General features: G+C 72.4%; 23 protein-coding genes. 19 read left to right on the top strand and 4 right to left on the bottom strand.

What is annotated here, in order from left to right; translation table 11 throughout:
• Positions 1-90 precede the first annotated feature (90 nt).
• The 5 genes from EIZ44_RS27885 (at position 91) to EIZ44_RS27865 (ending at position 3,159) form a co-directional block, all read left to right on the top strand.
• Positions 91-654: a DUF2231 domain-containing protein gene (locus EIZ44_RS27885; protein ID WP_134732203.1), complete on the top strand. Its 564-nt coding sequence runs from the start codon at positions 91-93 to the stop codon at positions 652-654.
• Between the two features lie 40 nt (positions 655-694).
• Positions 695-1,030, top strand: coding sequence for a cupin domain-containing protein (locus EIZ44_RS27880; protein WP_037806023.1), 336 nt, complete (start codon positions 695-697; stop codon positions 1,028-1,030).
• 75 nt (positions 1,031-1,105) lie between these two features.
• Positions 1,106-2,353: a type III sulfide quinone reductase, selenoprotein subtype gene (sqr, locus tag EIZ44_RS27875; protein ID WP_037806024.1), complete on the top strand. Its 1,248-nt coding sequence runs from the start codon at positions 1,106-1,108 to the stop codon at positions 2,351-2,353.
• A 15-nt stretch (positions 2,354-2,368) separates the two neighbouring features.
• Positions 2,369-2,686: a TusE/DsrC/DsvC family sulfur relay protein gene (locus EIZ44_RS27870; protein ID WP_134732201.1), complete on the top strand. Its 318-nt coding sequence runs from the start codon at positions 2,369-2,371 to the stop codon at positions 2,684-2,686.
• 14 nt (positions 2,687-2,700) lie between these two features.
• Complete coding sequence (locus EIZ44_RS27865; RefSeq protein WP_134661449.1) at positions 2,701-3,159, top strand: DsrE/DsrF/DrsH-like family protein; 459 nt, start codon at positions 2,701-2,703, stop codon at positions 3,157-3,159.
• A 75-nt stretch (positions 3,160-3,234) separates the two neighbouring features.
• On the opposite strand, the gene EIZ44_RS27860 is transcribed toward EIZ44_RS27865, so the two are convergent.
• From EIZ44_RS27860 to ftsH, 3 genes are all read right to left on the bottom strand, one after another.
• Positions 3,235-3,675 (bottom strand): DUF6292 family protein, encoded by a 441-nt coding sequence (locus tag EIZ44_RS27860; protein ID WP_134732199.1) that lies wholly within the window; start codon positions 3,673-3,675, stop codon positions 3,235-3,237.
• Positions 3,676-3,946: 271 nt separating this feature from the next.
• Positions 3,947-4,423, bottom strand: coding sequence for a hypothetical protein (locus EIZ44_RS27855; RefSeq protein WP_134732169.1), 477 nt, complete (start codon positions 4,421-4,423; stop codon positions 3,947-3,949).
• Positions 4,424-4,568: 145 nt separating this feature from the next.
• Positions 4,569-6,512, bottom strand: a complete 1,944-nt coding sequence (gene ftsH, locus EIZ44_RS27850; protein WP_134732167.1) for an ATP-dependent zinc metalloprotease FtsH — start codon at positions 6,510-6,512, stop codon at positions 4,569-4,571.
• A gap of 176 nt (positions 6,513-6,688) precedes the next feature.
• On the opposite strand from ftsH, the gene EIZ44_RS27845 reads away from it, so the two are divergent.
• Both EIZ44_RS27845 and EIZ44_RS27840 read left to right on the top strand, forming a co-directional pair.
• The gene (locus EIZ44_RS27845; RefSeq protein WP_167754302.1) at positions 6,689-7,684 is read left to right on the top strand and encodes a zinc-binding alcohol dehydrogenase family protein; all 996 of its coding nucleotides are present in this window, start codon (positions 6,689-6,691) and stop codon (positions 7,682-7,684) included.
• A gap of 83 nt (positions 7,685-7,767) precedes the next feature.
• Positions 7,768-10,041: a heavy metal translocating P-type ATPase gene (locus tag EIZ44_RS27840; protein WP_134732163.1), complete on the top strand. Its 2,274-nt coding sequence runs from the start codon at positions 7,768-7,770 to the stop codon at positions 10,039-10,041.
• On the opposite strand, the gene EIZ44_RS27835 is transcribed toward EIZ44_RS27840, so the two are convergent.
• The gene (locus EIZ44_RS27835) at positions 10,017-11,171 is read right to left on the bottom strand and encodes a site-2 protease family protein (RefSeq protein WP_134732161.1); all 1,155 of its coding nucleotides are present in this window, start codon (positions 11,169-11,171) and stop codon (positions 10,017-10,019) included. The genes EIZ44_RS27840 and EIZ44_RS27835 overlap by 25 nt on opposite strands.
• 165 nt (positions 11,172-11,336) lie before the next feature.
• Here EIZ44_RS27835 and EIZ44_RS27830 point away from each other — a divergent pair, with 165 nt between their 5' ends.
• From EIZ44_RS27830 to EIZ44_RS27775, 12 genes are all read left to right on the top strand, one after another.
• The gene (locus tag EIZ44_RS27830) at positions 11,337-11,516 is read left to right on the top strand and encodes a hypothetical protein (protein ID WP_134661442.1); all 180 of its coding nucleotides are present in this window, start codon (positions 11,337-11,339) and stop codon (positions 11,514-11,516) included.
• Positions 11,513-12,313 carry a universal stress protein gene (locus EIZ44_RS27825; protein WP_134661441.1) on the top strand — a complete coding sequence of 267 codons (801 nt, stop codon included), beginning with the start codon at positions 11,513-11,515 and terminating at the stop codon, positions 12,311-12,313. Before EIZ44_RS27830 ends, EIZ44_RS27825 begins: the two co-directional genes overlap by 4 nt.
• A 23-nt stretch (positions 12,314-12,336) precedes the next feature.
• Complete coding sequence (locus EIZ44_RS27820; RefSeq protein WP_134661440.1) at positions 12,337-12,918, top strand: flavodoxin domain-containing protein; 582 nt, start codon at positions 12,337-12,339, stop codon at positions 12,916-12,918.
• Between the two features lie 35 nt (positions 12,919-12,953).
• Positions 12,954-13,361 (top strand): Hsp20/alpha crystallin family protein, encoded by a 408-nt coding sequence (locus tag EIZ44_RS27815; protein WP_134661439.1) that lies wholly within the window; start codon positions 12,954-12,956, stop codon positions 13,359-13,361.
• A gap of 61 nt (positions 13,362-13,422) precedes the next feature.
• On the top strand, positions 13,423-16,068 hold the full coding sequence (locus tag EIZ44_RS27810) for a GNAT family N-acetyltransferase (protein WP_134732159.1): 2,646 nt from the start codon (positions 13,423-13,425) through the stop codon (positions 16,066-16,068).
• An 18-nt stretch (positions 16,069-16,086) separates the two neighbouring features.
• Positions 16,087-17,211: an acetate/propionate family kinase gene (locus EIZ44_RS27805; protein WP_134661437.1), complete on the top strand. Its 1,125-nt coding sequence runs from the start codon at positions 16,087-16,089 to the stop codon at positions 17,209-17,211.
• The gene (locus EIZ44_RS27800) at positions 17,177-17,587 is read left to right on the top strand and encodes a hypothetical protein (RefSeq protein WP_134661436.1); all 411 of its coding nucleotides are present in this window, start codon (positions 17,177-17,179) and stop codon (positions 17,585-17,587) included. Before EIZ44_RS27805 ends, EIZ44_RS27800 begins: the two co-directional genes overlap by 35 nt.
• Positions 17,584-18,210 carry a hypothetical protein gene (locus EIZ44_RS27795; protein ID WP_134661435.1) on the top strand — a complete coding sequence of 209 codons (627 nt, stop codon included), beginning with the start codon at positions 17,584-17,586 and terminating at the stop codon, positions 18,208-18,210. Before EIZ44_RS27800 ends, EIZ44_RS27795 begins: the two co-directional genes overlap by 4 nt.
• A gap of 9 nt (positions 18,211-18,219) precedes the next feature.
• A complete protein-coding gene (locus EIZ44_RS27790; RefSeq protein ID WP_134732157.1) occupies positions 18,220-20,892 on the top strand; it encodes a cation-translocating P-type ATPase in 2,673 nt (890 codons plus the stop codon).
• Complete coding sequence (ppsA, locus tag EIZ44_RS27785; RefSeq protein WP_134732155.1) at positions 20,889-23,132, top strand: phosphoenolpyruvate synthase; 2,244 nt, start codon at positions 20,889-20,891, stop codon at positions 23,130-23,132. The genes EIZ44_RS27790 and ppsA overlap by 4 nt, the downstream gene beginning before the upstream one ends.
• Before the next feature lie 29 nt (positions 23,133-23,161).
• The gene (locus EIZ44_RS27780) at positions 23,162-23,659 is read left to right on the top strand and encodes a universal stress protein (RefSeq protein WP_134732153.1); all 498 of its coding nucleotides are present in this window, start codon (positions 23,162-23,164) and stop codon (positions 23,657-23,659) included.
• A 10-nt stretch (positions 23,660-23,669) separates the two neighbouring features.
• The gene (locus EIZ44_RS27775; RefSeq protein ID WP_134732151.1) at positions 23,670-24,371 is read left to right on the top strand and encodes a CBS domain-containing protein; all 702 of its coding nucleotides are present in this window, start codon (positions 23,670-23,672) and stop codon (positions 24,369-24,371) included.
• The last annotated feature ends 205 nt before the right edge of the window (positions 24,372-24,576 follow it).

Raw genomic sequence — 24,576 nt, 5'->3', positions numbered from 1 at the left:
CCGGCGCGAACCGGTCTCCACCGTGCCGCCGTGAGCGCGCCTTCGCAGAGTTCCCGCTGAATCGCGAAATTCCACCGGATTAAGGACATCATGACGACCGTGAACGGCCTGCCCGCCCACATCCTGCTCGTGCACGCGATTGTCGTGCTGCTGCCGTTGAGCGCGCTGCTGCTGGTGCTGAGCAGCGTCTGGCCGAAAGCACGCGGCAAGCTCGCCGCGCCGAACGCCGTGCTGGCCGTGATCGCGCTGATCCTGGTTCCGATCACCACGGACGCCGGCGAATGGCTCGAGCGGCGAGTTCCGCGGACTCAGTTGCTGCGCGACCACACCGAACTGGGCGACACCGCGCTCTGGGTCGCGATCCCGGTCGCCGTGCTCGCGCTCGTGGTGTGGTGGCGCCAGCGCGAAAACGCGACGGTGACGGACAAAACCGACGTGGGGGCCGTCGAGGACAACGCCGCGGTCGCCACCGCCGTGCGCCGCAAGACTTACCTGGCGCCCGCCTCGACGAAGGTCACGACGGTGATCGCGGTCGTCGCGGTCCTGGTCGCCGGCGCGACCCTTTACGACGTCTACCGCATCGGCGATTCCGGTGCGCAGGCATCGTGGCAGGGTAAGTTCAGCGAGAACGCCGCCCCACGCGGTACTCGGTGACGCTCCGCCGCGGGGGCCCGCCGAGGAGGGAGCAGAAGCGATGACCGATCACCCGGCAGTGTCTTCGATCGACGCGGTGGCCGCCGAATTGCAGGTCGAAGCCGGCGCGCACGGATCACGGCGGGCCGCGCGGACGCTGGTGTCCGGAACCTCCCAGCGGGCGACGCTGATCGCGTTGGGGGACGGCGCCGAGCTGGCCGAGCACGACTCGCCGCCCGCGGCCACGCTCCAGGTCGTCGCAGGCACCGTGCGGCTGCACACCCAGGGTGCGGAGTGGACGCTGGAACGCGGGCAGCTGGCCGTCGTTCCGCCGGAACGCCACGGGCTGCAGGCGCTGGGAGACGCGGTCGTGCTGCTGACTGTCGCGCTGCGGTAACCGGCCCTCCTTGGTCGCCCCCGCCGGTGACCGAAGACCCTAACCGGACCGGCGGGCCGCTTCGAGACTGGAGCGGTGACCAAGCACATCGTGATTCTCGGCGGCGGGACGGGCGGCACCCTGGCCGCGAACCGGCTGCGGCGCGGTCTGGGCGATCAGGTCCGGATCACCGTGGTGGACCAGGACAACGACCACGTGTACCAGCCGGGCCTGTTGTTCGTGCCGTTCGGCCTCGCCCAGCCGGAGGACCTCGTCCGGTCCCGCCCGGCGCAGTTGCACCGAGGAATCGAGTACCACCGCAGCGCGGTAGACCACGTCGACGCCGAAGCCGCGCGAGTCGGTCTGGCGGACGGCACGATGCTCGCCTACGACGCGCTCGTGATCGCGACCGGCGCCCGGCTCGTGCCCGAGGAAACCGAGGGACTCACCGGCCCGGGCTGGCGGGAGACGGTGCACACCTTCTACGACTACGCCGGGGCGATGGCGCTCGCGTCCGCGCTCGACGAGTTCACCGGCGGGCGCCTCGTGGTGAACGTGATCGACCTGCCGATCAAATGCCCGGTCGCCCCCTTGGAATTCTGCTTCCTCGCCGACTGGTACTTCACCGAACAGGAAATCCGCGACGAAGTGCGGATCACCTATGTCACGCCGCTCGATTCCGCGTTCACCAAGCCGGTGGCGGCGAAGACGCTCGCCGGTCTGCTGGAGGACAAGAGCATCGAACTGGTGACGGAGTTCAACACCGGCGAGGTCGACGGCGCGGGCGGTCGGCTGGTCTCCTACGACGGCCGCGAGGTCCCGTTCGATCTCGCGGTGGTGGTGCCGATGCACAGCGGAGCGTCCTATGTGGACCGATCGCCCGGTTTGGGTGACGAGTTCGGCTTCGTTTCCGTCGATCCGCACACGCTGCAGTCCACGGCGTACCCCAACATCTTCGCGCTCGGCGACGCCGCCGGGGTGCCGGCGTCCAAGGCAGGTTCGGTCACCCACTTCGAGGGCGCGGTGCTGGCCCGCAACGTCGCACGGTACCTCGCCGGCCGTCCGCTCGACCCCGGATTCGACGGGCACACCAACTGCTTCATCGAGAGCGGTTTCCACAAGGCGATGCTCATCGACTTCAACTACGACACCGAACCTCTGCCCGGTCATTTCCCGGCGGCGGCCGGGCTTCCGCTGCTGCGCGAATCGCGGCTGAACCACCTCGGCAAGCTGATGTTCTCGTGGCTGTACTGGCACAGCCTGCTGCCCGGCCGGGAAATCCCCGGCATCGCCGCCGAGATGCCCCGCGCGGGCAAGGAGTTCCCGGCGCCCGCGGAACACTGACCAGAAAGGACGCTCATGCCCACCGCGACCTACGCGGGCACCGAGGTGCCTGTCAACGACGAGGGTTTCTTCACCGAGCCGGAGTCCTGGACCGAACAGATGGCTCCGGAGATCGCCCGCGAATCCGGCATCGACGCGCTGACCGACGAGCACTGGAAGGTCATCGAGTTCATGCGGCGGGAATACGCGGAGAAGGGCACCGGCCCGACCGTGCGGGCGCTCGGGCGCACTTCCGGCGTGACGATCAAAGACCTGTACCGGCTCTTCCCGAAGGGCCCGGCCAAGCTCGCCGCGAAAATCGCCGGAATCCCGAAACCGCGCGGCTGCATCTGAGGAGGAATCCCGGCATGATCGAAAAGGTCTCCGTCATCGTCTCGAAAGGCTCGCTGGACGCGATCTACCCCGGCCTGATCATGGCCAACGGGGCGCGCGCGGAAGGCATCGAAGCCGATCTGTTCTTCACTTTTTTCGGGCTGGACGCCGTGCACAAGGCCCGGCACGACCACATCAAGCTGGCGACCGTCGGCAATCCGGGCCTGCACCTGGCCACGTGGGCGGGCGGACTGCCCGGCGTGTCGTCGGTCATGACGCAGTATCTCGAACGGAAGATGGAAAAGCTCGATATCCCCGCCATTCCGGAATTCCTCGAAATGATTTCCGACACCGGGGCCGGGCTGTACGCGTGCAAGGCGTCGGTCGACCTGTTCGGCCTCGAAAAGGACGATCTGATCGAGCAGGTGCGGGACATCATCACCGTCGGCGAATTCTACGCCAAAGCGGCGGGCGGCCAGATCATCTTCACCTGAGCGCCCCGCTGCGCGCGGGAAGCACCAGCTTGGCTGTGCCGGCCCGCTTGCGTCTCCGCTCCCGCTCGAGCGGGGTCACTGGCTGGCCAGCGGTTGCGGAGTCCGGTAGCCGAGAAGCCGGGCGAGGAGGTCGGCCCGCCCGCGGTTCAGCTCCGGCGGCGCGGGCGGCGGCGTGCGCCGGGTCAGGGCGCGGACCGCGCGGACGAATTCCCGGACGCGGGAAGGGGGCGGTACCAGGTCGTCGCCGAGGTAGGCCACCACGAGCAGGTCTTCGCCGGAATGGGTTTCGATGGTGAACGACCAGCCGTGCCGTTCGTCCCAGACCAGCGCTGTGTCGCGTCCGGGATGGACGGCGAGCTGCCCGTCGAGTGCGAGGTAGGCCGACATCGGCGAGTCGAGGTCCATCGTGGCGGACTCGGGGCCGACGCCCGCTGCGACGCTCACCGCGTCGAGGTAGCCGCTCATTCCGCAGTGCAGGAGGTATTCGTCGTCGGTGGTCGCTTGCTGGCCGCTCATCGGTTCTCGTTTCTGCTGCCGCCTGGCACGGCGGACTTCTCGGCGCAGGCGGTTCGGTCGGGCGGGCTTTCGCCTATGCCCGGAATGGCGTTCCCGCGCTCGCCCTGGCCGCCGGTTCGCGACGGTCAGGGGGAATCGGGCGCCCGGCTGCCTGTCTCCAGGCTGCGCTTCGGGCAGGTGCCGGAAAAGGGCCGAAGGTCCCCGGCTCCGCCCTCTGTGGACAGCGGCCAGAGCCGCGCACAGGTTCGCCGCGCCGCGCGGTTCCGTTCGCTCAGGCGCACAGGTCGCGGCCGGACGAGCGGTCGAAGGCCGCGGCGATGCTCGCCCGGCACGCGCGGGTCAGCTGGCGGGTGGCGCGGGTGCCCGGGGTCTGGCCGCAGCGCGGGCAGGAGAACCGCACGTCGCCGGAGAGTTCGTCGACGGCCGCGTCGAGCGGGCGGCCGCACGGGCGGCACCAGCGGTGGCCGCTGAGCGGCACCGCGTGGTGCGGGGACGAGACGCACTGGTGGAGCCAGCGGCGATGGGTCCGGCAGGTGATCCGGTCGAACGGGTCGAGATCGGTCTCCTCGCGGGCGTCTTCCTCGGTCAGCGCGAGCGCGAGACGGAGGTCGCGGAGATCGGCGTACCGGGCGTCGACGCGACCGTCCGGCACCAGCGCGAGCCGGTCGTGGCGGTTGCGCCGCAGTCCGGCCGGGACGGTCGTCGAGGGCGCGGGAGGGCGGTCCGGGGAGATGCGGTCGATGCTCATGGTCGCCTCGCTTTCGTTGCGTCCGAGCTTCCGCTTCGACGCTCGGGGCCACGAGGGCCGCACTGCCCGTTCCGGAGGGCCCGCCGGCTCCCGGCGGCGAGCGGTTCTCCTTGCCGCGCGGGGACTTTAGGCACCGGATCGGCACCTATCGCGGCACTGCGGCCGGGATTTCGGCCAAATCCTCGGGCGCGGTTCGGCTGGCCGCCAGAGCAGCCTGCACGGCCGTGCCGTCGACGGTCTCTTCCTCGCGCAGCCGCTCGGCGAGCCGGTCGAGCGCGTCGCGGTGCTGTTCGAGCAGGGCGACCGCCCGGGCCTCGGCCTCCCGCACGAGGCGGCCGATTTCCTGGTCCACGACGCGTTGCGTTTGTTCGGAGTACGGCCTGCCCAGCAGCTCCGGGCCGTCGTCGGCGACGGCGGGGGCTCCGCCGCGGCTGTAGCCGATCGGGCCGAGCGCGGGGGAGAGCCCGAACTCGGTGACCATTTTCGCGGCGATCGCGGTGGCGCTCGCGAGATCGTTGGCGGCACCAGTCGACGCTTCTCCCAGCGCGACCAGTTCGGCCGCCCGTCCGCCGAGGCGCACCGTGAGCAGATCGGCCAGGTAGCTCTCGGAGTAGAGCCGCCGTTCGGCCTCCGGCAGCTGCTCGGTGGCTCCGAGGGCCATTCCCGCGGGCAGGATCGTCACCTTCGCCACCGGGTCGGCGTGTTCGCACAGCGCCGCGACGAGAGCATGCCCGGCCTCGTGCACGGCGACAGACCGGCGCTCCTCGGGAAGCAGCGCGTTCGAGGCGTCGCGGCGGCCGAGCAGGACCCGGTCCCGTGCGGTCGCGAGGTCGTCCGCGGTCAGCACGGTCCGGTTGTCCCGCACGGCGTTGATCGCCGCCTCGTTGACGAGGTTGGCCAGATCGGCGCCGGAGAACCCGGGCGTGCCGCGGGCGACGACCGTCAGGTCGACGTCCGGATCGAGCCGCTTTCCGTCGATGTGGACCGCGAGAATCTCAGCCCGCTCGGCCTGGTTGGGCAACGGGACGGTGACCTGCCGGTCGAACCGGCCGGGGCGCAGCAGCGCGGGGTCGAGGGTTTCCGGCCGGTTCGTCGCGGCGAGCACGACGGTGCCGCCGCTCTGGTCGAAACCGTCCATTTCGGCCAGCAGCTGGTTCAGCGTCTGCTCGCGCTCTTCGTGCCCGCCCGCGCCGCCGATGCCGCGGCGGCTGCCGACGGCGTCGATCTCGTCGATGAAGATGATCGACGGCGCGCGATCGCGGGCCTCGGAGAACAGGTCGCGCACCCGGGAAGCCCCGACGCCGACGAACATCTCCACGAACGCGGACCCGGTGATGGACAGGAACGGCACGCTCGCCTCGCCGGCCACCGCGCGGGCGAGGAGGGTTTTCCCGGTGCCGGGCGGCCCGACCATCAGCACCCCGCGCGGGCCCTTGGCCCCGGCGGCGGCGTACCGCGAGGGATCGCGCAGGAAGTCGACGACCTCGGCGATCTCCTGTTTCACTCCCTCGTACCCGGCGATGTCGGCAAACCTCGTGCCGGGTCGCTGAGCCTCGATGATCTTGGCCTTCGACCGGCCGAACCCGCCGATGCCGCCCATGCCTCCCATGCCGCCGAGCCCGCCCGCGCCGAGAGTTTGCCGCGCGCGCCGGCCCGCCCACCAGAACAGTCCGAAGATCACCAGGATCGGCAGATACGCCAGCAGAGCGGTGAAGACCGAATCGCCGCTGCTGGTCTTCGCGCCGGTGACGGCGACGTTCTTCTCGCGCAGCTTGGCGTCGAGCCGCGGATCGCCGAGCGCGGTGGGGAGCTGGCTGGTGAACTTGCCGCCGTCGCGGTAGTTCCCGGAGACCGCGCCGTCGCCGCCGACCGTGATCTCGGCGACCTGGTTGGCGTCTACTCTGGACAGCAGCTCGGTGTAGGCGAGCGCCGGGACTGACGAGGTCCACAGCGAGGGACCGGCGATGAGCACCACGGTGACGAGAACCGCCGCGGTGAGCAGGAGCCCGATGAGGCCGCCGTTGTGGTGCTCTTCGGGCTTGTGCGCGGGCGGGTCCGGAGGCGGCCCGGGACGGGCGGTGCGGGACATCCTGGCCTACGCCGCACGCTGGGGAGCAGTCATGGCACGACTCTGCGCAACCGCGGCGCCGCAGAGAAGAGCCGAACGTCCCCGGCGGGCGGGACCTGCGGACGTCGTCCCGGATCCGGCCCGCCGACATCCTGGACGGGGCACTGCGGACGAGAGGAGCCGCGATGACGGCGGAAATGCGGGCCTGGCGGGTGCGCGCGCCCGGTCCGATGGCTGGCCGGCCGCTGGTGCGGGAACGGATGCCGGTCCCGGAGCCAGAAGCCGGCGAACTGCTGGTGCGGGTGCGCGTGTGCGGGGTGTGCCGGACCGATTTGCACGTGGCGGAGGGCGATCTTCCAGTGCACCGCGCCGGAGTGGTGCCCGGCCACGAGATCGTGGGCGAGGTGGTCGAGGCGAGGGCGGGCGGCTTCCGGACGGGGGACCGGGTCGGCATCGCCTGGTTGCGCGGGGCCTGTGGCGCTTGCCGCTATTGCGTGTCCGGCAAGGAGAACTTGTGCCCGGAGTCGAGGTACACCGGATGGGACGCCGACGGCGGATACGCCGAGTACGCCGTCGTCCCCGCCGCGTTCGCGCATCGGTTGCCCGCCGGCTACTCCGACGAGGAGCTGGCGCCGTTGCTGTGCGCCGGGGTGATCGGCTACCGGGCGTTGAAGCGGGCCGAGGTCCCCGAAGGCGGCCGGCTCGGCATTTACGGGTTCGGCGGCAGTGCGCATCTCGCCGCGCAGGTGGCGCTCGCGCGCGGGGCGACCGTGCACGTGCTGACCCGCAGCCCGGAAGCCCGGAAGCTGGCGCTCGAGCTCGGTGCCGCTTCCGCGGGCGACGCGGCCGAGGCACCGCCGGAGCCGCTGGATTCGGCGATCCTGTTCGCGCCAGCCGGGGAACTGGTGCCGGTCGCGCTGGCGGCGCTGGACCGCGGCGGCACACTCTCGATCGCGGGTATCCATCTTTCGGACATACCCGTGCTGAATTACCAGCACCACCTTTTCCAGGAACGGCAAGTGCGCAGCGTCACCGCGAACACGAGGGCGGACGCGCGGGAGTTCCTGGAGTTCGCGGGAGCGCACCGGCTGCACGTCCGGACGATGTCCTATCCGCTGTCCGCGGCGGCGGAGGCGTTGACGGACTTGGCGGCGGACCGGGTCACCGGAGCCGCTGTCCTGCACGCGGACTGATTCCGTCCACTGTGGACTGAACCGGGGTCCTTCGGCCCTTCCCGGCCGGAGGCCTTCGGCGCATCGTGCGGCCGGGAGGCGTCATGACACTTCAAGGGAAGCGGCTGCCGGGCGAAGCGCTGTTGCTCGCCGCGGTGGCTGTGTTGCTGGCAGCCGGAGGAATTCTCTGGTGGTGGGGGAACCCCGGGTCCGGCGGCTGCTGGGCGGCGGCGACCGCGGCCGCGCTGGCTCCCGCCGTCTGGTGGGTGGCCGAGGATCTGCGGCACCGGCGCTCGGGCGCGGATTCGCTGGCGGTGCTGGCGCTCGCCTCGACCCTCGCGGTCGGCGAGTTCCTCGCCGGCGCGGTCGTCGCGGTGATGGTCGCGACCGGGCGGGTGCTCGAATCGCGGGCACAGCGCCGCGCCGCGCGGGACCTGACCGCGCTGCTGGACCGGGTGCCGCAAACGGCGCACGTGCGGGCGGGGGACGACCTTCGCGAGGTCCCGGCGGGCGAAGTCGCCGCGGGGGACGCGGTGGTCGTCCTGCCCGGCGAGGTCGTTCCCGTGGACGGGACGCTCGCCGCCGGCGGGGTATTCGACGAGTCGGCCCTCACTGGGGAACCGCTCCCGGTCGCGCGCACCGCCGGGGACGCGGTCCGCAGCGGAGTGGTGAACGCCGGGGCCGCGGCGGAGATCACGGCGGCGGCGAGCGCGGACGAAAGCACGTACGCCGGGGTGGTCCGGCTGGCCGAGTCGGCGGCGGCGCAGACGGCGCCGGTCGCGCGGCTGGCGGACCGGGTGGCCGTGTGGTTCTTGCCCGCGGCGTTGCTGATGGCCGGTGCGGCGTGGCTGCTGAGCGGCGAAGCGGAGCGGGCGGTCGCGGTGCTGGTGACCGCGACTCCGTGCCCGCTGCTGCTGGCGGTGCCGATCGCGGTGACCGCCGGGATGTCGCGCACCGCGAGGGCCGGGGTCGTGGTCAAGGACGGTGCCGCGCTGGAGTCGCTTGGCCGGGCCCGGGTGCTGCTCATGGACAAGACCGGCACGGTCACCGCCGGGCGGCCGGAGGTGACCGACGTGGTGTGCGCGCCGGGGCACCCCGTCGAGGAGGTGCTCCGGCTGGCCGCGAGCGTCGAGTACTACTCGCCGCACGTGCTCGCCGCGGCGGTCGTCCGGGCCGCGGAATCGGCCGGGATCGAACGCGTCCCGGCGGTCGAGGTCGGCGAGGTGCCCGGTTCCGGGGTGGCCGGGCGCGTCGGCGGGCGGCTGGTCCGGGTGGGCAGGCCGGCCGCCGGCCGGGAGACGCCGGCCTGGGCGCGCAGTGCCGCGCGCCGGGGACGGCTCGACCTGGCGTCCGTGCTCTGGGTCGAGTGCGACGGCGAGCCGGTGGCGGCGCTGCTGGCGAAGGACCGGGTCCGCCCCGACGCGGCCCGCACGACGCGCCGGCTGCGGGCGGCCGGGATCGCCACGATCGGGCTGCTCACCGGCGATCGGGTGGACAACGCGCGGGAGGTCGCGGCCTTGCTCGGCCTCGACCGCGTCCAGGCGGAGGTCAGCCCGGCGGAGAAGGTCGCGGCGGTTTCCGCCGCTCGGGCCGAGGGACTCGTCGTGATGACCGGCGACGGCGTGAACGACGCTCCGGCGCTCGCGGCCGCCGATGTCGGCGTCGCGCTCGGTTCCCGCGGCGCCACGGCCGCGGCGCAGGCGGCCGACGCGGTGATCCTCGACGACCGGCTGGACCGGCTCGCCGACGCCGCGGAGATCGCCCGGCGCGCGCGGCGGCTGGCAGTGCAGAGCGCCGCGGCCGGAGTGGCGCTGTCGCTGGCGGCGATGGCGGCCGCGGCGGCCGGTTTCCTCACGCCGGTCTGGGGCGCGATCGTGCAGGAGGGCATCGACGTCGCGGTGATCCTCAACGCCTTGCGCGCCTTGCGGGTCCCCGCGGTCGCGGCTCCGGCGCCCGCCCAGCTGGTGCACCGCTTCGAGACCGAGCACGAGCGGCTCCGGCCCGCGCTGCTGGCGATCCGGCAGGCCGCCGACGCACTGGCCGGCGGGCCGACCCCGGCGGCGGATCGGGCTGTCCGGCACGCGTGCGACGTGCTGCTGCGGCAAGTCCTGCCGCACGAGACCGCGGAGGAGACCGAGCTGTACCCGGCGCTGGCCGATGCGCTGGGCAGTCCGGAGAGCACGGTGCCGATGAGCCGCGCGCACGCCGAGATCGCCCGGCTGGCGCGGCGGCTGGAACGGCATCTGGCCGAGTCGCCGTCGAGGATCCAGGCGGACCAGGTCGACGACCTGCGCGCGACGCTGTACGGGCTGGACGCGGTGCTCACCCTGCATTTCGCGCAGGAGGAGGAAGCCTATTTCACGCTGCCGGCGTCGTGAGCGGGCCGCACGCCGAGTCCGGCGAGTTCGAGCGTCCGCGCGAGATCGCCCGGAGCCGCTACTCCGGCGAGCTCGCCGTGGTCGACGACGAGCACCAGGTCCTGGCCGGGACGCAGCCGCACGCCCCCGAACACTTGGGAGAGCGGCGTGTCCGGACTGGCGATCAGGCAGGCGGGCGGCTTTACGCAGATGTCCTCCAGCCGCGTGGCGGTCCGCTCGGTTTCCGGGACCCGGGACAGCGCGGAAAGACTGACGACACCGACCGGTGCCCCGGTGAAGGACACCACGGGGAAGGTCAGGAACCGGGTCCGCGCGGCCTGGTCCAGGAAGCCTTGCACGGTGTACCAGCCGGGTGCGGTGACCGGTTCGGTGCTCATGACGTCGCGGAGCCGGAGCTGGGAAAGCAGCTGCCGCAGCGGGGCCGCGGATATCTCGGTGCGCGCGGCGACGGCGAGGAACCAGCTGATGGCGATCGTCCAGAGTCCGCCGAGGTTGCCCAGCGCCAGAATTTGCCAGGCGCCGAAGGCCGCGAGCGCGCTGGCGAGCACCTGGCCGCCGGCGGCGGCGATCCGCCGGGCACGGGCCCGGTTTCCGGTCAGCCGCCACGCGACGGCTTCGAGAACGCGCCCGCCGTCGAGCGGCGTCCCCGGCAGCAGATTGAAGACCGCGAGCACGCCGTTCGCCCAGCCCAGCCAGGCGAGCGCCACGGTGACCACCGCGGGCAGCAGCGGGGAGGCAAGCGCGGACGCGCCGAGGAACCCTCCGCCCGCCACTGCGCTCGCCGCGGGCCCGGCCGCCGCGATGAGCAGCGCGGAGCGCGGCGTCGGCGGTTCCTCGGGCAACTCGGTGGAACCGCCGAGCAGCCACAGCGTGATGCGTTCCGCCCGGAGCCCGTAATGCCGCGCGACGAGCGCGTGGCACAGCTCGTGCGCGAGCAGGGACGCCAGGAACACCAGCGCGCTCACGACCGCGACCGTCCAGTCGACCGCGACCGGCGAACCGCGGGCGCCGAGCGGAAGGACGGTCGTCGCGAGGAGATCGGCCAGCAGGCCCATCACGATCAGCACGGACCAGTGCGCGCCGACGCGGATCCCGGCGACGCGGCCGAGCGGGAATGTCGCCTGTGTCATGGCCCGAATCTCCCGCTGGGCCGGTGCGAGCGGCAGGGCCGCAGCGCCTCTCGCCGCGGGACCAAAGACTCCGGCGCCGCGGACGTCCGCCCGCAGCGGCCGCCGGCCGCGCGGTCTTAGCGTCGGCTTCGGGACGAGCGAGTCCCGGCTCGGAGGAGGCACGCGATGGACGAGAAGGAAAAGGCGCTGATCGAGGAAGACGCCCGCCGCAGCGTCGCCGAGCGCGGACAGCACGGCGGGCACGGCCCGGCGATGCGGCGGTATCTCCTGGCGGAGGAACAGCGGGCGAGCAACGAAAACGAACGCGGCGAGGTCCCCGAGCCGGCGCCAGCGCCGCACCGATGATCCCGCCGGTGGTCGTCGGGATCGACGGCTCGCCGGAGTCATCGGCCGCCGTCCGGTGGGCGGCGGCGCAAGCCCGGTCGCGCGGCGGCGGGCTCGTGGTGTTCCGCGCCGAACTGTTCGACGACCCGGACCTGCTGCCGCACCGGAAACCGCCCGTCGAAGCGGAATTGCTGCTCGAACCCGGGTACCGCCTGCTTCGGCGGGCGGCGGACGAGGCGCGCCGCGCGGTGCCCGGGGTCTCGGTGCGGATGTGTCTTCGGCTCGGGGCCGCGGCCGGCCTTCTCGTCGAACAGTCGGCCGAAGCCGGATTGCTCGTCCTCGGGCCGTCCGGCGTGGGCGGGATGCGGGGCGCGGTCACCGGTTCGGTGCCGCTCAGCGTCGCGGCCTCCGCTCGCTGTCCGGTAGCGGTCGTGCGCGGCCGCGCGGATCCGGCAGGGCCGGTGGTGGTCGGGGTCGACGATTCCGGCGGCAGCGAACGAGCGCTGGCCTTCGCTTTCGAAACCGCCGAAACGCACGGAGCGGCGCTGGAAGCGGTGCACGCGTGGCATGACGGAAACCGGGAAAACGGTGTCCCCGAACAGGTCGCCGCGTGGTCCCGGAAACATCCGGCGGTTCCGGTGCGCGTCCGGACGGTGCGTGCTCGTTCGGCGGCCCGTGCGCTCGCCGGGATTTCCCGCGGCGCCCGGGTGGTCGTCGTGGGCAGCCGCGGCCGCGGACCGGTCGCGGGCGGCCTGCTCGGCTCGACCGGCAACGGTCTGCTGGCGCACGCGGCCTGCCCGGTCGTGGTCGCCCGCTGAATGCGAGGGAAGGACTGAGTCTCATGAGAATTGTTGTCGCGGTCGCGACCCGGCACGGGGCGACCCGGGAGATCGCCGAGCAGATCGCGGTTTCGCTGCGCGGAGAGCTCGCGAAGACGGGCACGCCCGCGGAGGTGGTGGTGGCAGACGCGGGCGGCGTCACGTCGTTCGACGGCTGCGACGCGGCGGTGCTCGGCAGCGCTGTCTACATCGGACATTGGCTCGAGCCCGCTCGCGAACTGGTGCGGGCTCATCAGGACGAGCTGTCCCGGATCCCGGTGTGGCTGTTTTCCAGCGGTCCGGTGGGGGAGCGGAGCAAACCCGGCGAAGAACCGGTGGACGTCACCGACGTGCTCGCCCGCAGCGGAGCGAAGGAGCACCGGTTGTTCGGCGGCCGGCTCGACCGTTCCCTGCTGCGGTTCCCGGAGCGCGCGATGGTCGCCGCGCTGCGGGTGCGCGACGGCGACAACCGGGACTGGCCGGTGATCCGCGCCTGGGGCCGGGCGATCGCCCGCGAGCTGAGCGCGGGGACGGCCGGTGACCTTCGTCCATCGTCTTCAGGCAATCCGGCCGCGTCGCCGCGGCGGGCGCCTGGAGTTGTCTGAAAGTGCGAGACCGTTCGCGAAGAGAGGAGCGCGCAATGACGTCGCTGTTGCCCGGTTCCCGGCTGGCGCTGCCGAGCATCGCCGCCTGGCTCGACCACCCGTGGCCGTTCGCCGAGCACAACCCGGTGCGGATCGAGGAGTCCGCCGAGGACGGCAAGTACACGGTGCGAGCCGAGTTGCCGGGGTTCGATCCCGAGAAACACATCTCTGTGACCACGCACGACGGGCTGCTGACCATCGAGGCGGAGCGCGAAGCGAAGAAGGACACGGGCGGCCGCAGCGAGTTCTACTACGGCAAGTTCAGCCGCACGGTAGGCCTTCCCGCCGGCGCTGAGGCCGCCAAGATCGCCGCGAAGTACGCCGACGGCATTCTCGAGATCTCGATGCCGCTGGCGCGGCAGCCGCACGAGAAGCAGGTTTCGATCCACGTCGACAAGGCATGACGGACCAGGCGGCGGGCACGGTCGCGGCCGTGCCCGCCGCCTCGCGCAGGGAGGAGTTCCGATGAGCGCGGACCAGCCCGCACGGGTGCTGCTTGCCGACGGACAGGTCGGCCTGGTGCGCCCGCTCGGACCGGCCGACACCGAGGCCGTGCTGCGGCTGCACACCGACCTCGGGGAGCGGGACCGGTACTTCCGGTTCTTCGGCCCGCTGCCGTCCACTGTGGACAGGCTGGCGGCGGAGATCGCCGGGACGTCCGACGAATGCCACACGGCCGTCGGCTGTTTTCTCGGCGAGCAGCTGGCCGGGGTCGCGCACTGCGAGCGGATCGGGCAAAGCGCCGACGCCGAGATCGCGCTCGTCGTGGACGGGCACCGGCGCACGCACGGGATCGCGACGCTGCTGCTCGAACACCTCGCCGCGGCGGCCCGCGCGCACGGCATCTCCCGGTTCGTCGCCGAAGTGCTCGCGGAGAACGCGAAGGTGATCCGGGTGTTCGCCGAACTCGGCCTGCCCTACGAAATCGACCACGAGGGCCCGGAATGGTCCGTCACGATCTGGCTGGACGGCGAGGACCGCTATCCGGACGCGTTCGCCCGCCGCGACGAGGTCGCCGAGGCGGCCAGCCTGGCGCATCTGCTGCGGCCGGCGTCGGTCGCGGTGATCGGCGCGGGCAGGCGGCCGGGCTCGGTGGGGCACGCGGTGCTGGCGAACCTGCTGGACAGCGGTTTTCCCGGCTCGGTCGAGGTCGTGCACCCGGCGGCGGAAGAAATCCTCGGCGTGCGCTGCGCGCCGTCGATCGCGGACCTGACCCGGACTCCCGAACTGGTGGTGATCTGCCTTCCCGCGGAAGCCGCCGCGGACGCGGTGGAGGAATGCGGCAAACGCGGAGTGGCCGCGGCGGTCGTCGTTTCGTCCGGGCTGACCGGGACCGCGGCCGGCGAGCGCGTCCGCGACGCGGTGCGCAGGCACGGCATGCGGCTGGTCGGCCCGAACTGTCTCGGCGTGCTTTCGACGGATCCGTCCTGTCCGTTGGACGCGACGTTCCTCGCCCGCCGTCCGCGGGCCGGGGGCATCGGCGTCACGACGCAGTCCGGCGGGGTCGGGATCGCCCTCGTCGAGGCGCTGACCGGGCTCGGCCTCGGGCTTTCCTCGCTGGTCTCCACCGGCGACAAATACGACGTGAGCGGCAACGACCTGCTGCTGTGGTGGGCGAGCGACCGGCGCACCGAGACTGTGGTGCTGTACCTCGAATCTTTCGGCAATCCCCGCAGATTCGCCCGGCTGGCGGCTCGGCTGGCGAGGACCCGGCCGGTGCTCGCGGTGCGGGCCGGAAGCGGCGGGACCGCCCAGCGCGCCGCTGCTTCGCACACTGCCGCCGCGGCGACTCCCGCGGTGACTCGTGACGCGCTTTACGCACAGGCGGGCATCATCGCCGTCGACACGGTCGCGGAGCTGGTGGATGTGCTCGCCGGTGTTTCCTGGCAACCGCTTCCGCATGGCCGTCGGGTCGCGGTGCTGAGCAACGCCGGCGGAGCTGGGGTGCTCGCGGCCGACGCGTGCGAGCGCGAAGGACTCACGATGGCGAGCCTGTCGGCGGAGACCGCGGCCAGGCTGCGCGAGCTGCTGCCCGCCGAGGCCGCTGTGCACAATCCGGTGGACACGACAGCGGCGGTTCCGGCGGAGAAATTCGGGCAGGCGCTGAAGATCGTGCTCGCCGATCCGGGCGTCGACGCGGTCATCGCGGCGACGGTTCCGACTGCGGTCGGGAACCCCGCGGCCGCGCTCGCCGACGTGCTGCCGGACGTGGACAAGACCGTGCTTGCGGTCCGGCCGGGACAGCGGGAACGGGTGTCGCCGCTGTGCGCGGACGGACCCGCGGTCACCGCGTGCTACGACGATCCGGCCACCGCCGCGCTCGTGCTCGCCCGGCAAGCCGAGTACGCCGAATGGCTCGCTCGGCCCAGGAACGACGCCACGACTCTGCCGGAGATCGATTCCGCCGCGGTGCGGGAATTCGCGACGGCGCGAGCAGCGGAGCGCGAAGGCTGGCTGTCGCCCGCCGCCGCGGCGGAACTGCTCCGGCTCGCGGGAATCCCGTTGGCGCCGACCCGATACGCCCGCGACGAGACCGAGACTGTCCGCGCCGCCGAGGAATTCGACGGGCCTATCGCGGTGAAGGCGGATGCCGAGGGACTGTTGCACAAGTCCGCCGGCGGCGGCGTGCTGCTCGGCGTCGAGAGACCGTCCGGGGCGCGGGACGCGTACCGGCTGCTGCTGACGCGCTTCGGTCCGGCGCTGCGCGGCGTGGTGATCCAGCCGATGGCCGACCGGGGCCGGGAACTGCTCGTCGGCGTGCGGTCCGACCCGGTGTTCGGCCCGCTGGTGGTGTTCGGGCTGGGCGGGATCGACACCGATCTGGTGGCCGACCGCGCCGCGCGGCTCGCCCCGCTCACCGGACCGGACGCGGACCTGCTGCTCGACGGCCTGCGCTCGGCCGAGGCGCTGTGGGCGTCCGGCATCGACCGGGCCGCGGTGCGCGAGCTGTTGCTGAAGACCGGCCGGCTGGCGACGCTCGTGCCGGAGCTCGCGGAACTGGACCTGAATCCGGTGGTCGCGCGGGCGGACGGCTGCGCCGCGCTCGACGTCCGGATCCGGCTCGAGCGCCGGAAGCCCGCCGATCCGTACCTGCGCAAGCTGTCCGGCTGACCGAGCGAGGAGAAGCCAGTGCGAATCCTGACCCTGAATCCCGGGTCCTCCAGTGTGAAGGCGGCGGTCGTGCACGACGGCGTCGCGGTCGGCTGGGCGGCGTGGCAGAGCGACATGTCCCGCGCGGTCGTCGATGCCGTGGAGCGCTGGCCCCGGCCGGACGCGGTGGCGGTGCGGTTCGTCCACGGCGGCGCGCAGAAAGCGCCGGTGCTGGTGACCGACCAGGTGATCGCGAACCTCGACCGGCTGGTTCCGCTGGCACCGATCCACCAGCCGCTGTCGCTGGACGTCACCCGGCAGGTCCGGGCACTGCTGCCCGGCGTGCCGGTGGTGGCCTGCTTCGACACCGCGTTCCACGCCGAGCTGCCCGACGCGGCAGCGCACTACCCGCTGCCGCGCGAGTGGACGCGGCAGAACCGGTTGCGCCGTTACGGTTTCCACGGTTTGTCCGTGCAGCACGCGGTGCGCCGTGCCGCGGAACTGCTGCGGCGGCCGGCCGACGAGCTGCAACTGGTCTGCGCACACGTCGGAGCCGGGGTGTCGGTGACCGCGGTGCGCGGCGGGCGGAGCGTGGACACCTCGATGGGGTTCACCCCGCTGGAAGGGCCCGCGATGGCCACCCGGTCCGGTTCGATCGACCCGGGATTGCTGCTGCACGTCATGAAAACCGCGCCGATGGGACCCGACGAGCTGGCCGACGCGCTGTGCCTGCGGTCCGGGCTCGCCGGGATGAGCGGGACCAGCGGCGACCTCGGAGAAGTGCGGACGGCCGCCGCGGCCGGGAACGCCGACGCAGCGCTGGCGGTCGAGGTCTACGTCCACCGGCTCCGCCGGGAGATCGGCGCGGCGGCGGTCAGCCTCGACCGGCTCGACGCGCTGGTGTTCACCGGCGGGGTCGCGCAGTACCAGCCGGACACCGTCGCCGAGGTCGCGCGCGGCCTCGGGGCGCTGGGCGTGCGGGTGGGGGCGCTCGAGAGGTCCGACGCGGACCGGGCGATCAGCGCGTCCGGCTCGGCCGCGCCGGTGCTTGTGGTCCGCGCCCGGGAAGACCTGGAACTCGCCCGCGGCGCGGAAACCGTGCTCGCCGATCTGGGAAATGAGGTGCATCGTGCACGTACTGCTGACCGAAGCGAAGTTCGGTGACTGCGACGCGCTCAGCAAGCCGTTGCGGGACAACGGGTGCCGGGTCAGCCGGTGCCATGCGCGGGAAGGGATCTGCCTCGCACTCGCGCCGGGTTCGTCGTGCCCGCTCGACGACCGCGCCGATCCGCCGGTGCTCGCCGTGGACGTTCGCGACGCCGACCCCGAGCTCACCGCACGCGAGTTCGGGGTCGTGTGCGCGCTGCGGAAACAGGTCCCGGTGGCGATCGTCCCGCCGGAACCCGGACTGCCGGTGGCCGCGCCCGCGGGGCTTGAGGACCGGGTCACGGTGACCGACGCCGAGACCTTGTTGTCGACCTGCCGCGCGGCGGCCTCGATCCCGAGACCGAGGCCGGAACCCGCCGGAGCGATCGGATGAGCGACGTCGCTTTCGCCTGGGACCGCTGCGCGCGAGCGGTGCTCGTGGACGCGCTGGTGCGGCTGGACGTGCGCCGTTTCGTGGTCGAGACCCGGGCAGGCGAGCTGGCGATCTCCCGGGTGGGCCGGCTCCGGCACGATCCCGGCGGACGCCACGTGCTCGCCGGATGCGGCACCGCGCTGTCCGCCGCCTGGATCGTGCTGCGGGGGCTGGGCATCCGCCCGGTGCTGTCGTTCCCGGACGACCCGAGCCGCCCGGACGTGGTCGCGGCCGTGACCCCCGGGGCGGACGACCCGGCGACCGCGAGCGACTGGGACCGGTACCTCGCCTTGCGTGCGGTCGCCGGACCGCCGCGAGGCCGCGCGGTGCCGGTCGCCGACCCGGGCGTGCTCGCGGAGCTGGCGCAGGAGAACACCTGGCCGCGCACCCGAGTATCGCGGCACCCGGGCAGCCGGGGCCTCGTGGTGCTCGCCGACGGAACGACTCGCGTCGACCGCGTTCTGGTCGGCGCGGCGGTCCATTCCCTGCGGGTCGCAGCCGCGGTCCGCGGATTGACGACCGAGGTGCGTCCCGGGGACCAGAGCCCGGCTCCGCAGGCGGTCCTTCACGTGTTCGAGAGCTGAGGGAATTCCATGACCACGCATCTGCGCCCGCCGCCCGCGACAGCGGAGCCCGAGGTCGACGCACGGGAGCCGATCGGCCTCCTGCTGCGGGATCTCCGCTCCGCGCCGGGCGGCTTGAGCGGCCGGGAAGCGGCCCGGCGACTGCAGGTCTACGGGCCGAACGAGCTGCCGCACAAGGGCGGCAGGCAGTGGCCGCTCGCCCTGCTGCGCCAGCTGGTCCACCCGCTCGCCCTGCTGCTGTGGGTCGCGGCCGGGCTGGCGTGGTTCGCCGGGACGACCAACCTGGCGTACGCGATCGTCGGGGTGATCATCCTGAACGGGCTGCTCGCGTTCTTCCAGGAACAGCAGGCGGAGCGGGCGGTCGAAGCACTGGGCAAGTACCTGCCCGAGCGCAGCGCGGTGCTGCGTGACGGCGTCGTCGTGCACCTCGAATCAACCGAGCTGGTTCGCGGCGACGTCGTCCTGCTCGCCGAAGGCGACCGGGTTCCGGCGGACGCGCGGCTGATCGAAGGGACGGTGGACATCGACGCGTCGATGCTCACCGGCGAGTCGGCTCCGGTGACCCGGACCGCCGACGCCGTGGACGACGCCGACCGTTCGCTGGATTCCCCGGTGTTGGTCTTCAGCGGCACGGTCTGTGTCGCGGGTTCCGCGCGGGCCGTGGTGCACGCGACCGGACGGCGCACCGAAATCGGCCGGATCGCGTCGCTCTCGGCCCGGATCGGCCGCGAGGAGAGCCCGCTGGAGCGGCAGGTGCGGCGGGTCGCGTGGCTGATCGCCGGGGTCGCGGTGGTCGTCGGGGTCGGGTTCCTTCCGCTCGGCGTCGCGGCGGGGCTTTCGTGGTCGGCCGCCTTCGTGTTCGCGATCGGCCTGCTGGTGGCCAACGTGCCCGAAGGCCTGCTGCCGACGATCACGCTCGCGCTGGCGGCCGGGGTGCGGTCGATGGCGAAGGCAGGCGCGCTCGTGAAGCGGCTGTCGGCGGTGGAGACGCTGGGCTCGACCACCGTGATCTGCACGGACAAGACCGGCACGTTGACCCAGAACTCGATGCGGGTCGAGGAACTGCGCGGCCCGGACGGCGCGGATTCGGCACACCCGCGCGAGACCGCCGAGGTCCTCGCGCGGTGCAGCACCGCGGACCTCGACGGGGAATCCGGCGATCCGACCGAACTCGCGCTGCTTCGGTTCGCCGCGGACCATGGCGCGAACGTGACCGCGAGCGCCCGTGAAGCCGCACGGAAAACGTTGTACCCGTTCGATCCCCGGCTCAAGCGGATGTCCACAGTGGACTTAGTGGATGGCGGCCTCGTGGTGGCGGTGAAGGGCGCGCCCGAACAGGTGCTCCCGTTGTGCACCACGGAGTTCGACGGAACGGAGCTGACCGCGACCCGGCGCGCGCAGCTGGCGGCGCTCGTCGACAGCATGGCCGGGCGCGCGCTGCGGGTGCTGGCCATCGCCCGGCGGGAGACGCCGGCGATCCCGGGCAGCCGCGTGGAAGCGGAGAACGGGTTGTGCCTGCTCGGCTTCGTCGGCCTGGTCGACCCGCCTCGTCCGGAGGTCGCCGCGGCGGTCGCGGACTGCCATTCCGCCGGGATCACCGTGCACGTCGTGACCGGGGACAACGGGCTGACCGCGGCCGAGATCGCCCGCCGGGTCGGCATCGGCGCGGACCGGGTCGTGGACGGCACCGCGCTCGCGCGCATGCCGGAGCCGGACCTCGACACGGTGCTGGCCGGGGGAGACGAAGTGGTGTTCTCGCGTGCCGCACCGGAGGACAAACTGCGCATCGCCGACGCGTTGCGCGACTGCGGCGAGGTCGTCGCGATGACCGGCGACGGGGTGAACGACGCGCCCGCGCTGCGGCGGGCCGACATCGGCGTCGCGATGGGCGTCAGCGGCACCGACGTGGCCAAAGAAGCCGCGACCGTCGTGCTGACCGACGACAACTTCGCGACCATCGTCGCCGGGGTCCGCGAGGGCCGCCGGGTGTTCGACAACGTCCGCAAATTCGTGCTGTACATCTTCGCGCACGCGGTGCCGGAGGTGCTGCCGTTCCTGCTGTTCGCGATCTCCTGCGGCGCGATCCCGTTGCCGCTCACGGTATTGCAGATCCTCGCGATCGACCTCGGCACCGAAACGCTGCCCGCGCTCGCGCTCGGCCGGGAGCCCGCCGAGCCCGGGCTGATGGCGCGCCAGCCGCGCTCCCGCCGCGAAGGCGTGGTGACCGGCCGGATGCTTCTGCGAGCGTGGGGAATCATGGGCGTGCTGTCGGCGGCGCTCGTGCTCGGCGCCTTCTTCGCGGTGCTGTACGCCGCGGGCTGGCACCCCGGCGCGGACGTGTCGGACGGCGCGCCGCTGCACCACGCCTATCTCCAAGCCACCACGGCCAGCTTCGCCGCGATCGTGTTCTGCCAGATCGGCACCGCGTTCGCCGCCCGCACCGAACGGGTCTCGCTGCGGGCGATCGGCCTGGGCACCAACAAGCTTCTGCTCGGCGGCATCGCCTTCGAACTGGCCTTCGCCGCCGCGCTCATCTACCTGCCCTGGCTTCAGGACGTCTTCGGCACCGCGGCGCTGCCCGCGTGGGTGTACGCGGTGCTGGCGCCGATGCCGGTGCTGGTCTGGGGCGCGGACGAGCTGTTCCGCCGCCTGACCCGCGGTACCCGAGGAGGATCGTCATGACACACGTGCGCAAACTGGCCGAGATCCGGCTCGCCGATGCCGAGACGGCGGGCGGCAAGGGGGCGAACCTCGGCGAGCTGATCTCCGCGGGATACCCGGTGCCGGACGGATTCGTCGTCACTCGCGACGCGTACTGGTCCGCGCTGGAGGCCGCCGGGGTCCGTGCCGAGATCGCCGACCTGCACGCCAAGGCGCTGATCGCGGTGGACGACGCGCAGGAGCTGGCGGCCGCCTGCGAGCGGCTGCGAGAGCTGGTGCGCTCCGCCGGGCTGCCTCCGGAACTGGCGTCGGAGGTGACCGGCGCGTACCAGGCACTAGGCGACCAGCCGGTGGTGGCGGTGCGCTCGTCGGCAACCGGGGAGGACGGCAGCGAAGCCTCCTTCGCGGGCATGAACGCCAGCTACACCAACGTCGTCGACGAAGAAGCCTTGGCCGCGCGAGTGGTGGACTGCTGGACGTCGTTGTTCTCGCCGCGCGTGGTGAGCTACCGGGCGAGCCGGGGATTCACCGGCGAACCGGCGATCGCGGTCGTCGTGCAGCGGATGATCCCGGCCGAGCGGTCCGGCGTGATCTTCACCGCCGACCCGCGCACCGGCGACCGCGACCGGGCGGTGGTCGAAGCGGTGTTCGGCCAGGGCGAGGCGATCGTGAGCGGCGCGGTGGACCCGGACACCTACGTGGTGGCGAAAGAGGACCTCCGCGTGCTCAGCGCGCGGATCGGGGCCCAGTCGCACAAGATCATCCCCGAAGCGGGCGGGGGAGACGTGAAGGTCGCGCTGACCGCGCAGGTCGGCGGCCGGCGCGTGCTCGACGACGCCACCGTGCTCGGGCTGACCCGGCTCGCCTGCCGGGTCGAGGACCACTACGGCGTGCCGCAGGACATCGAGTTCGCCATCGCCGATCACCAGACCTGGCTCGTGCAGTCCCGGCCGATCACCACCCTGCCGCCGGTTCAGGAAGGCGCCACCGGCGTGCTGGTGACCGGGCTGGCGGCCTCGCCCGGCGAGGGCAGCGGCGCGGTCCGGGTGCTGCGCGATCCGGCCGAAGCACGGCGGCTGCGCGACGGCGAGGTGCTGGTGGCCCCGATGACGACACCGGACTGGGTCCCGGCGATCCGTCGCGCGGCGGCGCTGGTCACCGACGGCGGCGGGATGACCTGTCACGCCGCGGTGGTCGCCCGGGAACTGGGCGTGCCGTGCGTCGTCGGCACCGGCGACGCCACCCGGGTGCTCGCGGACCGCGCGCTGATCACTGTCGACGGCACGAAAGGCGAGGTGCGAGCGGGAGCGATCGCGCACGAGGCGGCGCACCCGAAACCGGTCGCCGCGCCCGCTGCCGCCGAGGCGATCGGCACCCGGTTGTACGTCAATCTCGCGATGCCCGACCACGCCGCCGAGGTCGCGGCCCAGCCGGTCGACGGGGTCGGCCTGCTCCGGGCCGAGTTCCTGCTGACCACGGCGCTCGGCGGACGGCATCCGCGCGCCCTGCTCGCGCGCGGCGAGGAAGAGTCCTTTGTGGACGCTATGGCGGAATCGCTGCTCGAGATCACCGCCGCGTTCGGTTCGCGTCCGGTCGTCTACCGGGCGACCGACCTGCGCAGCAACGAATTCCGCGGTCTCGAAGGCGGCGCCGAGTACGAGCCGGTCGAAAACAACCCGATGATCGGCTACCGCGGCTGCTACCGCTACGTGCGCGAGCACGACCTGTTCGCGCTGGAACTGCGGACGCTGGCCCGGGTGCGGGAGCGGACGCCGAACCTGCACCTGATGATCCCGTTCGTGCGCACGAAATGGGAACTGGAGGCGTGCCTGGAGGCGGTGGACGCGAGCCCGCTCGGCAAGCAGCGCGGGCTGCGCCGGTGGATCATGGCCGAGGTCCCGTCGGTCGTCTACTGGCTGCGCGAGTACGCCGGCCTCGGCATCGACGGGGTGTCGATCGGCAGCAACGACCTCACTCAGCTGATGCTCGGCGTCGACCGGGATTCGGCGGTGTGCGCGGAACTGTTCGACGAGGCCGATCCCGCGGTGCTGGACGCGATCTCGAGAATCGTGCGGACAGCCCGCGACTGCGGCATCACGTCGTCGCTGTGCGGCCAGGCGCCGTCGACGAACCCGGCGTTCACCGAACATCTCGTGCGCGCCGGGATCACGTCGATCTCGGTCAACCCGGACGCGATCGGGGCGGCGCGCGGCGCGATCGCCGCGGCCGAACGCCGCGTCCTGCTGGAAAAGGCGCGCTGAGCGCCGCATCGTGCACGGAGGAGAAAACCATGACCACAGCGAATGAACACGAAATCGTCGTCGGCGTCGACGGGTCGGCGGGCAGCGCCGCGGCGGTCCGCTGGGCGCTGGCGGAAGCGAAGTCGAGCGGCCGGACGGTGGTGGCGTTGCGTGCCTGGACGTTCGACCCGCTCGGCGACCTCGAATCGGCGGTCACCCGTTCTCCGGACGACATCGCCGCTCGCTACCAGCACGAACTGGACCAAGTGCTGGACCAAGCACGGGACGAGGCCGAAGGGGTGCGCGTGCGCAGCGGCACGATCGACGGCGCGCCCGGCCCGGCACTGGTCCGCGCGTCGGCGGAGGCGGCGATGCTGGTGCTGGGCAGCCACGGGCACAGCCGGGTGCTGCGCATGCTCGTCGGCTCGGTCTCCGAGTGCTGCCTGCGGCACGCGCGCTGCCCGGTGGTCATCGTCCCGGCCCGGTCGGCCGAAGAACGGGAACCACTGCCCGAAGCGGCCGCTTACTACCCCGGACCCCTGTTGTGAGGAGCGGAAAATGAAGAGAACACGCCGGATCCGCTCGGTGATGACGACCGATGTCGCACAGGTCGTGCCGGGCACATCGTTCAAGGCCGTCGCCGCACTGCTGGAAGAACGCGGCGTCGGCGGGGCCCCGGTCGTCGACAAGGACGGCCGCGTGCTCGGGGTCGTCTCGCGCGGCGATCTGCTGGAGCGCAACGTCGAACACCACGGCATCGGACCGCAGGCACGACGCGGCAAGCACAAGGCCGAAGCACTCTTTGCGGCCGACCTGATGACGGCGCCGCCCGTCACGGTGGACGTCGAGGACGACGTCGTGCGCGCGGCCCAGCTGATGGAGAAGCACCGAGTGCACCGGCTGCCAGTGCTCGAAGCCGACGGGACGCTGGCCGGGATCGTCTCCCGGGCGGACCTCGTGCGGGCGTATTTGCGTTCGGACAACGACATCCGCGAGGAAGTGCGCGACGAGGTCTTGAAACAGGAGATGTGCCTCGACCCGTCCACGCTGTACGTCTCGGTGCACGACGGGGTGGTGTCGCTGAGCGGGGCCGTCGAGCGGTACAGCATGATCGGGGTGATCAAGGCCCTGATCAGCCGGGTCGACGGGGTGGTCGAGGTGCGGGAGCACCTGCGGGTGGAGCTGGACGACCGGAACATCGGGCCGGGCGTGCCCGCGGCGGGCGGGATGTTCCCGGACCGGTCGATCCATCGTCCGTGAGCCAGGCCGGAACGTACGCGAGAGCCTCCTGCGGGAATCAGATTCCCATGCCGGGGACTTGAGCCGGGCGGCCTCGGCCCGCGGGCTGTCCACACAGGACACCAGCCCCGTCGAAATGCCCGAGTAATACCCGTATAACCGTATCCGTGGGTCTGTGAGGGACCCCTTGAGGGAATCAGACCTGGATCCACCGAGTTGAGGTTTT

The sequence above is a fragment of the Amycolatopsis nivea genome (genome assembly GCF_004522235.1).
Classification (GTDB): Bacteria; Actinomycetota; Actinomycetes; order Mycobacteriales; family Pseudonocardiaceae; genus Amycolatopsis; species Amycolatopsis nivea.
The sequence above is the reverse complement of the archived record's forward strand: the minus strand, read 5'-3'. Positions and strand labels throughout refer to the sequence as shown.

Excerpts from the sequence above, each read along its gene's own strand:
- EIZ44_RS27885 (WP_134732203.1), top strand. The coding sequence starts at position 91 with ATGACGACCGTGAACGGCCTGCCCGCCCACATCCTGCTCGTGCACGCG.
- EIZ44_RS27880 (WP_037806023.1), top strand. The coding sequence starts at position 695 with ATGACCGATCACCCGGCAGTGTCTTCGATCGACGCGGTGGCCGCCGAA.
- EIZ44_RS27870 (WP_134732201.1), top strand. The coding sequence starts at position 2,369 with ATGCCCACCGCGACCTACGCGGGCACCGAGGTGCCTGTCAACGACGAG.
- EIZ44_RS27865 (WP_134661449.1), top strand. The coding sequence starts at position 2,701 with ATGATCGAAAAGGTCTCCGTCATCGTCTCGAAAGGCTCGCTGGACGCG.
- EIZ44_RS27860 (WP_134732199.1), bottom strand. The coding sequence starts at position 3,675 with ATGAGCGGCCAGCAAGCGACCACCGACGACGAATACCTCCTGCACTGC.
- EIZ44_RS27855 (WP_134732169.1), bottom strand. The coding sequence starts at position 4,423 with ATGAGCATCGACCGCATCTCCCCGGACCGCCCTCCCGCGCCCTCGACG.
- ftsH (WP_134732167.1), bottom strand. The coding sequence starts at position 6,512 with ATGTCCCGCACCGCCCGTCCCGGGCCGCCTCCGGACCCGCCCGCGCAC.
- EIZ44_RS27845 (WP_167754302.1), top strand. The coding sequence starts at position 6,689 with ATGCGGGCCTGGCGGGTGCGCGCGCCCGGTCCGATGGCTGGCCGGCCG.
- EIZ44_RS27840 (WP_134732163.1), top strand. The coding sequence starts at position 7,768 with ATGACACTTCAAGGGAAGCGGCTGCCGGGCGAAGCGCTGTTGCTCGCC.
- EIZ44_RS27835 (WP_134732161.1), bottom strand. The coding sequence starts at position 11,171 with ATGACACAGGCGACATTCCCGCTCGGCCGCGTCGCCGGGATCCGCGTC.
- EIZ44_RS27830 (WP_134661442.1), top strand. The coding sequence starts at position 11,337 with ATGGACGAGAAGGAAAAGGCGCTGATCGAGGAAGACGCCCGCCGCAGC.
- EIZ44_RS27825 (WP_134661441.1), top strand. The coding sequence starts at position 11,513 with ATGATCCCGCCGGTGGTCGTCGGGATCGACGGCTCGCCGGAGTCATCG.
- EIZ44_RS27820 (WP_134661440.1), top strand. The coding sequence starts at position 12,337 with ATGAGAATTGTTGTCGCGGTCGCGACCCGGCACGGGGCGACCCGGGAG.
- EIZ44_RS27815 (WP_134661439.1), top strand. The coding sequence starts at position 12,954 with ATGACGTCGCTGTTGCCCGGTTCCCGGCTGGCGCTGCCGAGCATCGCC.
- EIZ44_RS27810 (WP_134732159.1), top strand. The coding sequence starts at position 13,423 with ATGAGCGCGGACCAGCCCGCACGGGTGCTGCTTGCCGACGGACAGGTC.
- EIZ44_RS27795 (WP_134661435.1), top strand. The coding sequence starts at position 17,584 with ATGAGCGACGTCGCTTTCGCCTGGGACCGCTGCGCGCGAGCGGTGCTC.
- EIZ44_RS27790 (WP_134732157.1), top strand. The coding sequence starts at position 18,220 with ATGACCACGCATCTGCGCCCGCCGCCCGCGACAGCGGAGCCCGAGGTC.
- ppsA (WP_134732155.1), top strand. The coding sequence starts at position 20,889 with ATGACACACGTGCGCAAACTGGCCGAGATCCGGCTCGCCGATGCCGAG.
- EIZ44_RS27780 (WP_134732153.1), top strand. The coding sequence starts at position 23,162 with ATGACCACAGCGAATGAACACGAAATCGTCGTCGGCGTCGACGGGTCG.
- EIZ44_RS27775 (WP_134732151.1), top strand. The coding sequence starts at position 23,670 with ATGAAGAGAACACGCCGGATCCGCTCGGTGATGACGACCGATGTCGCA.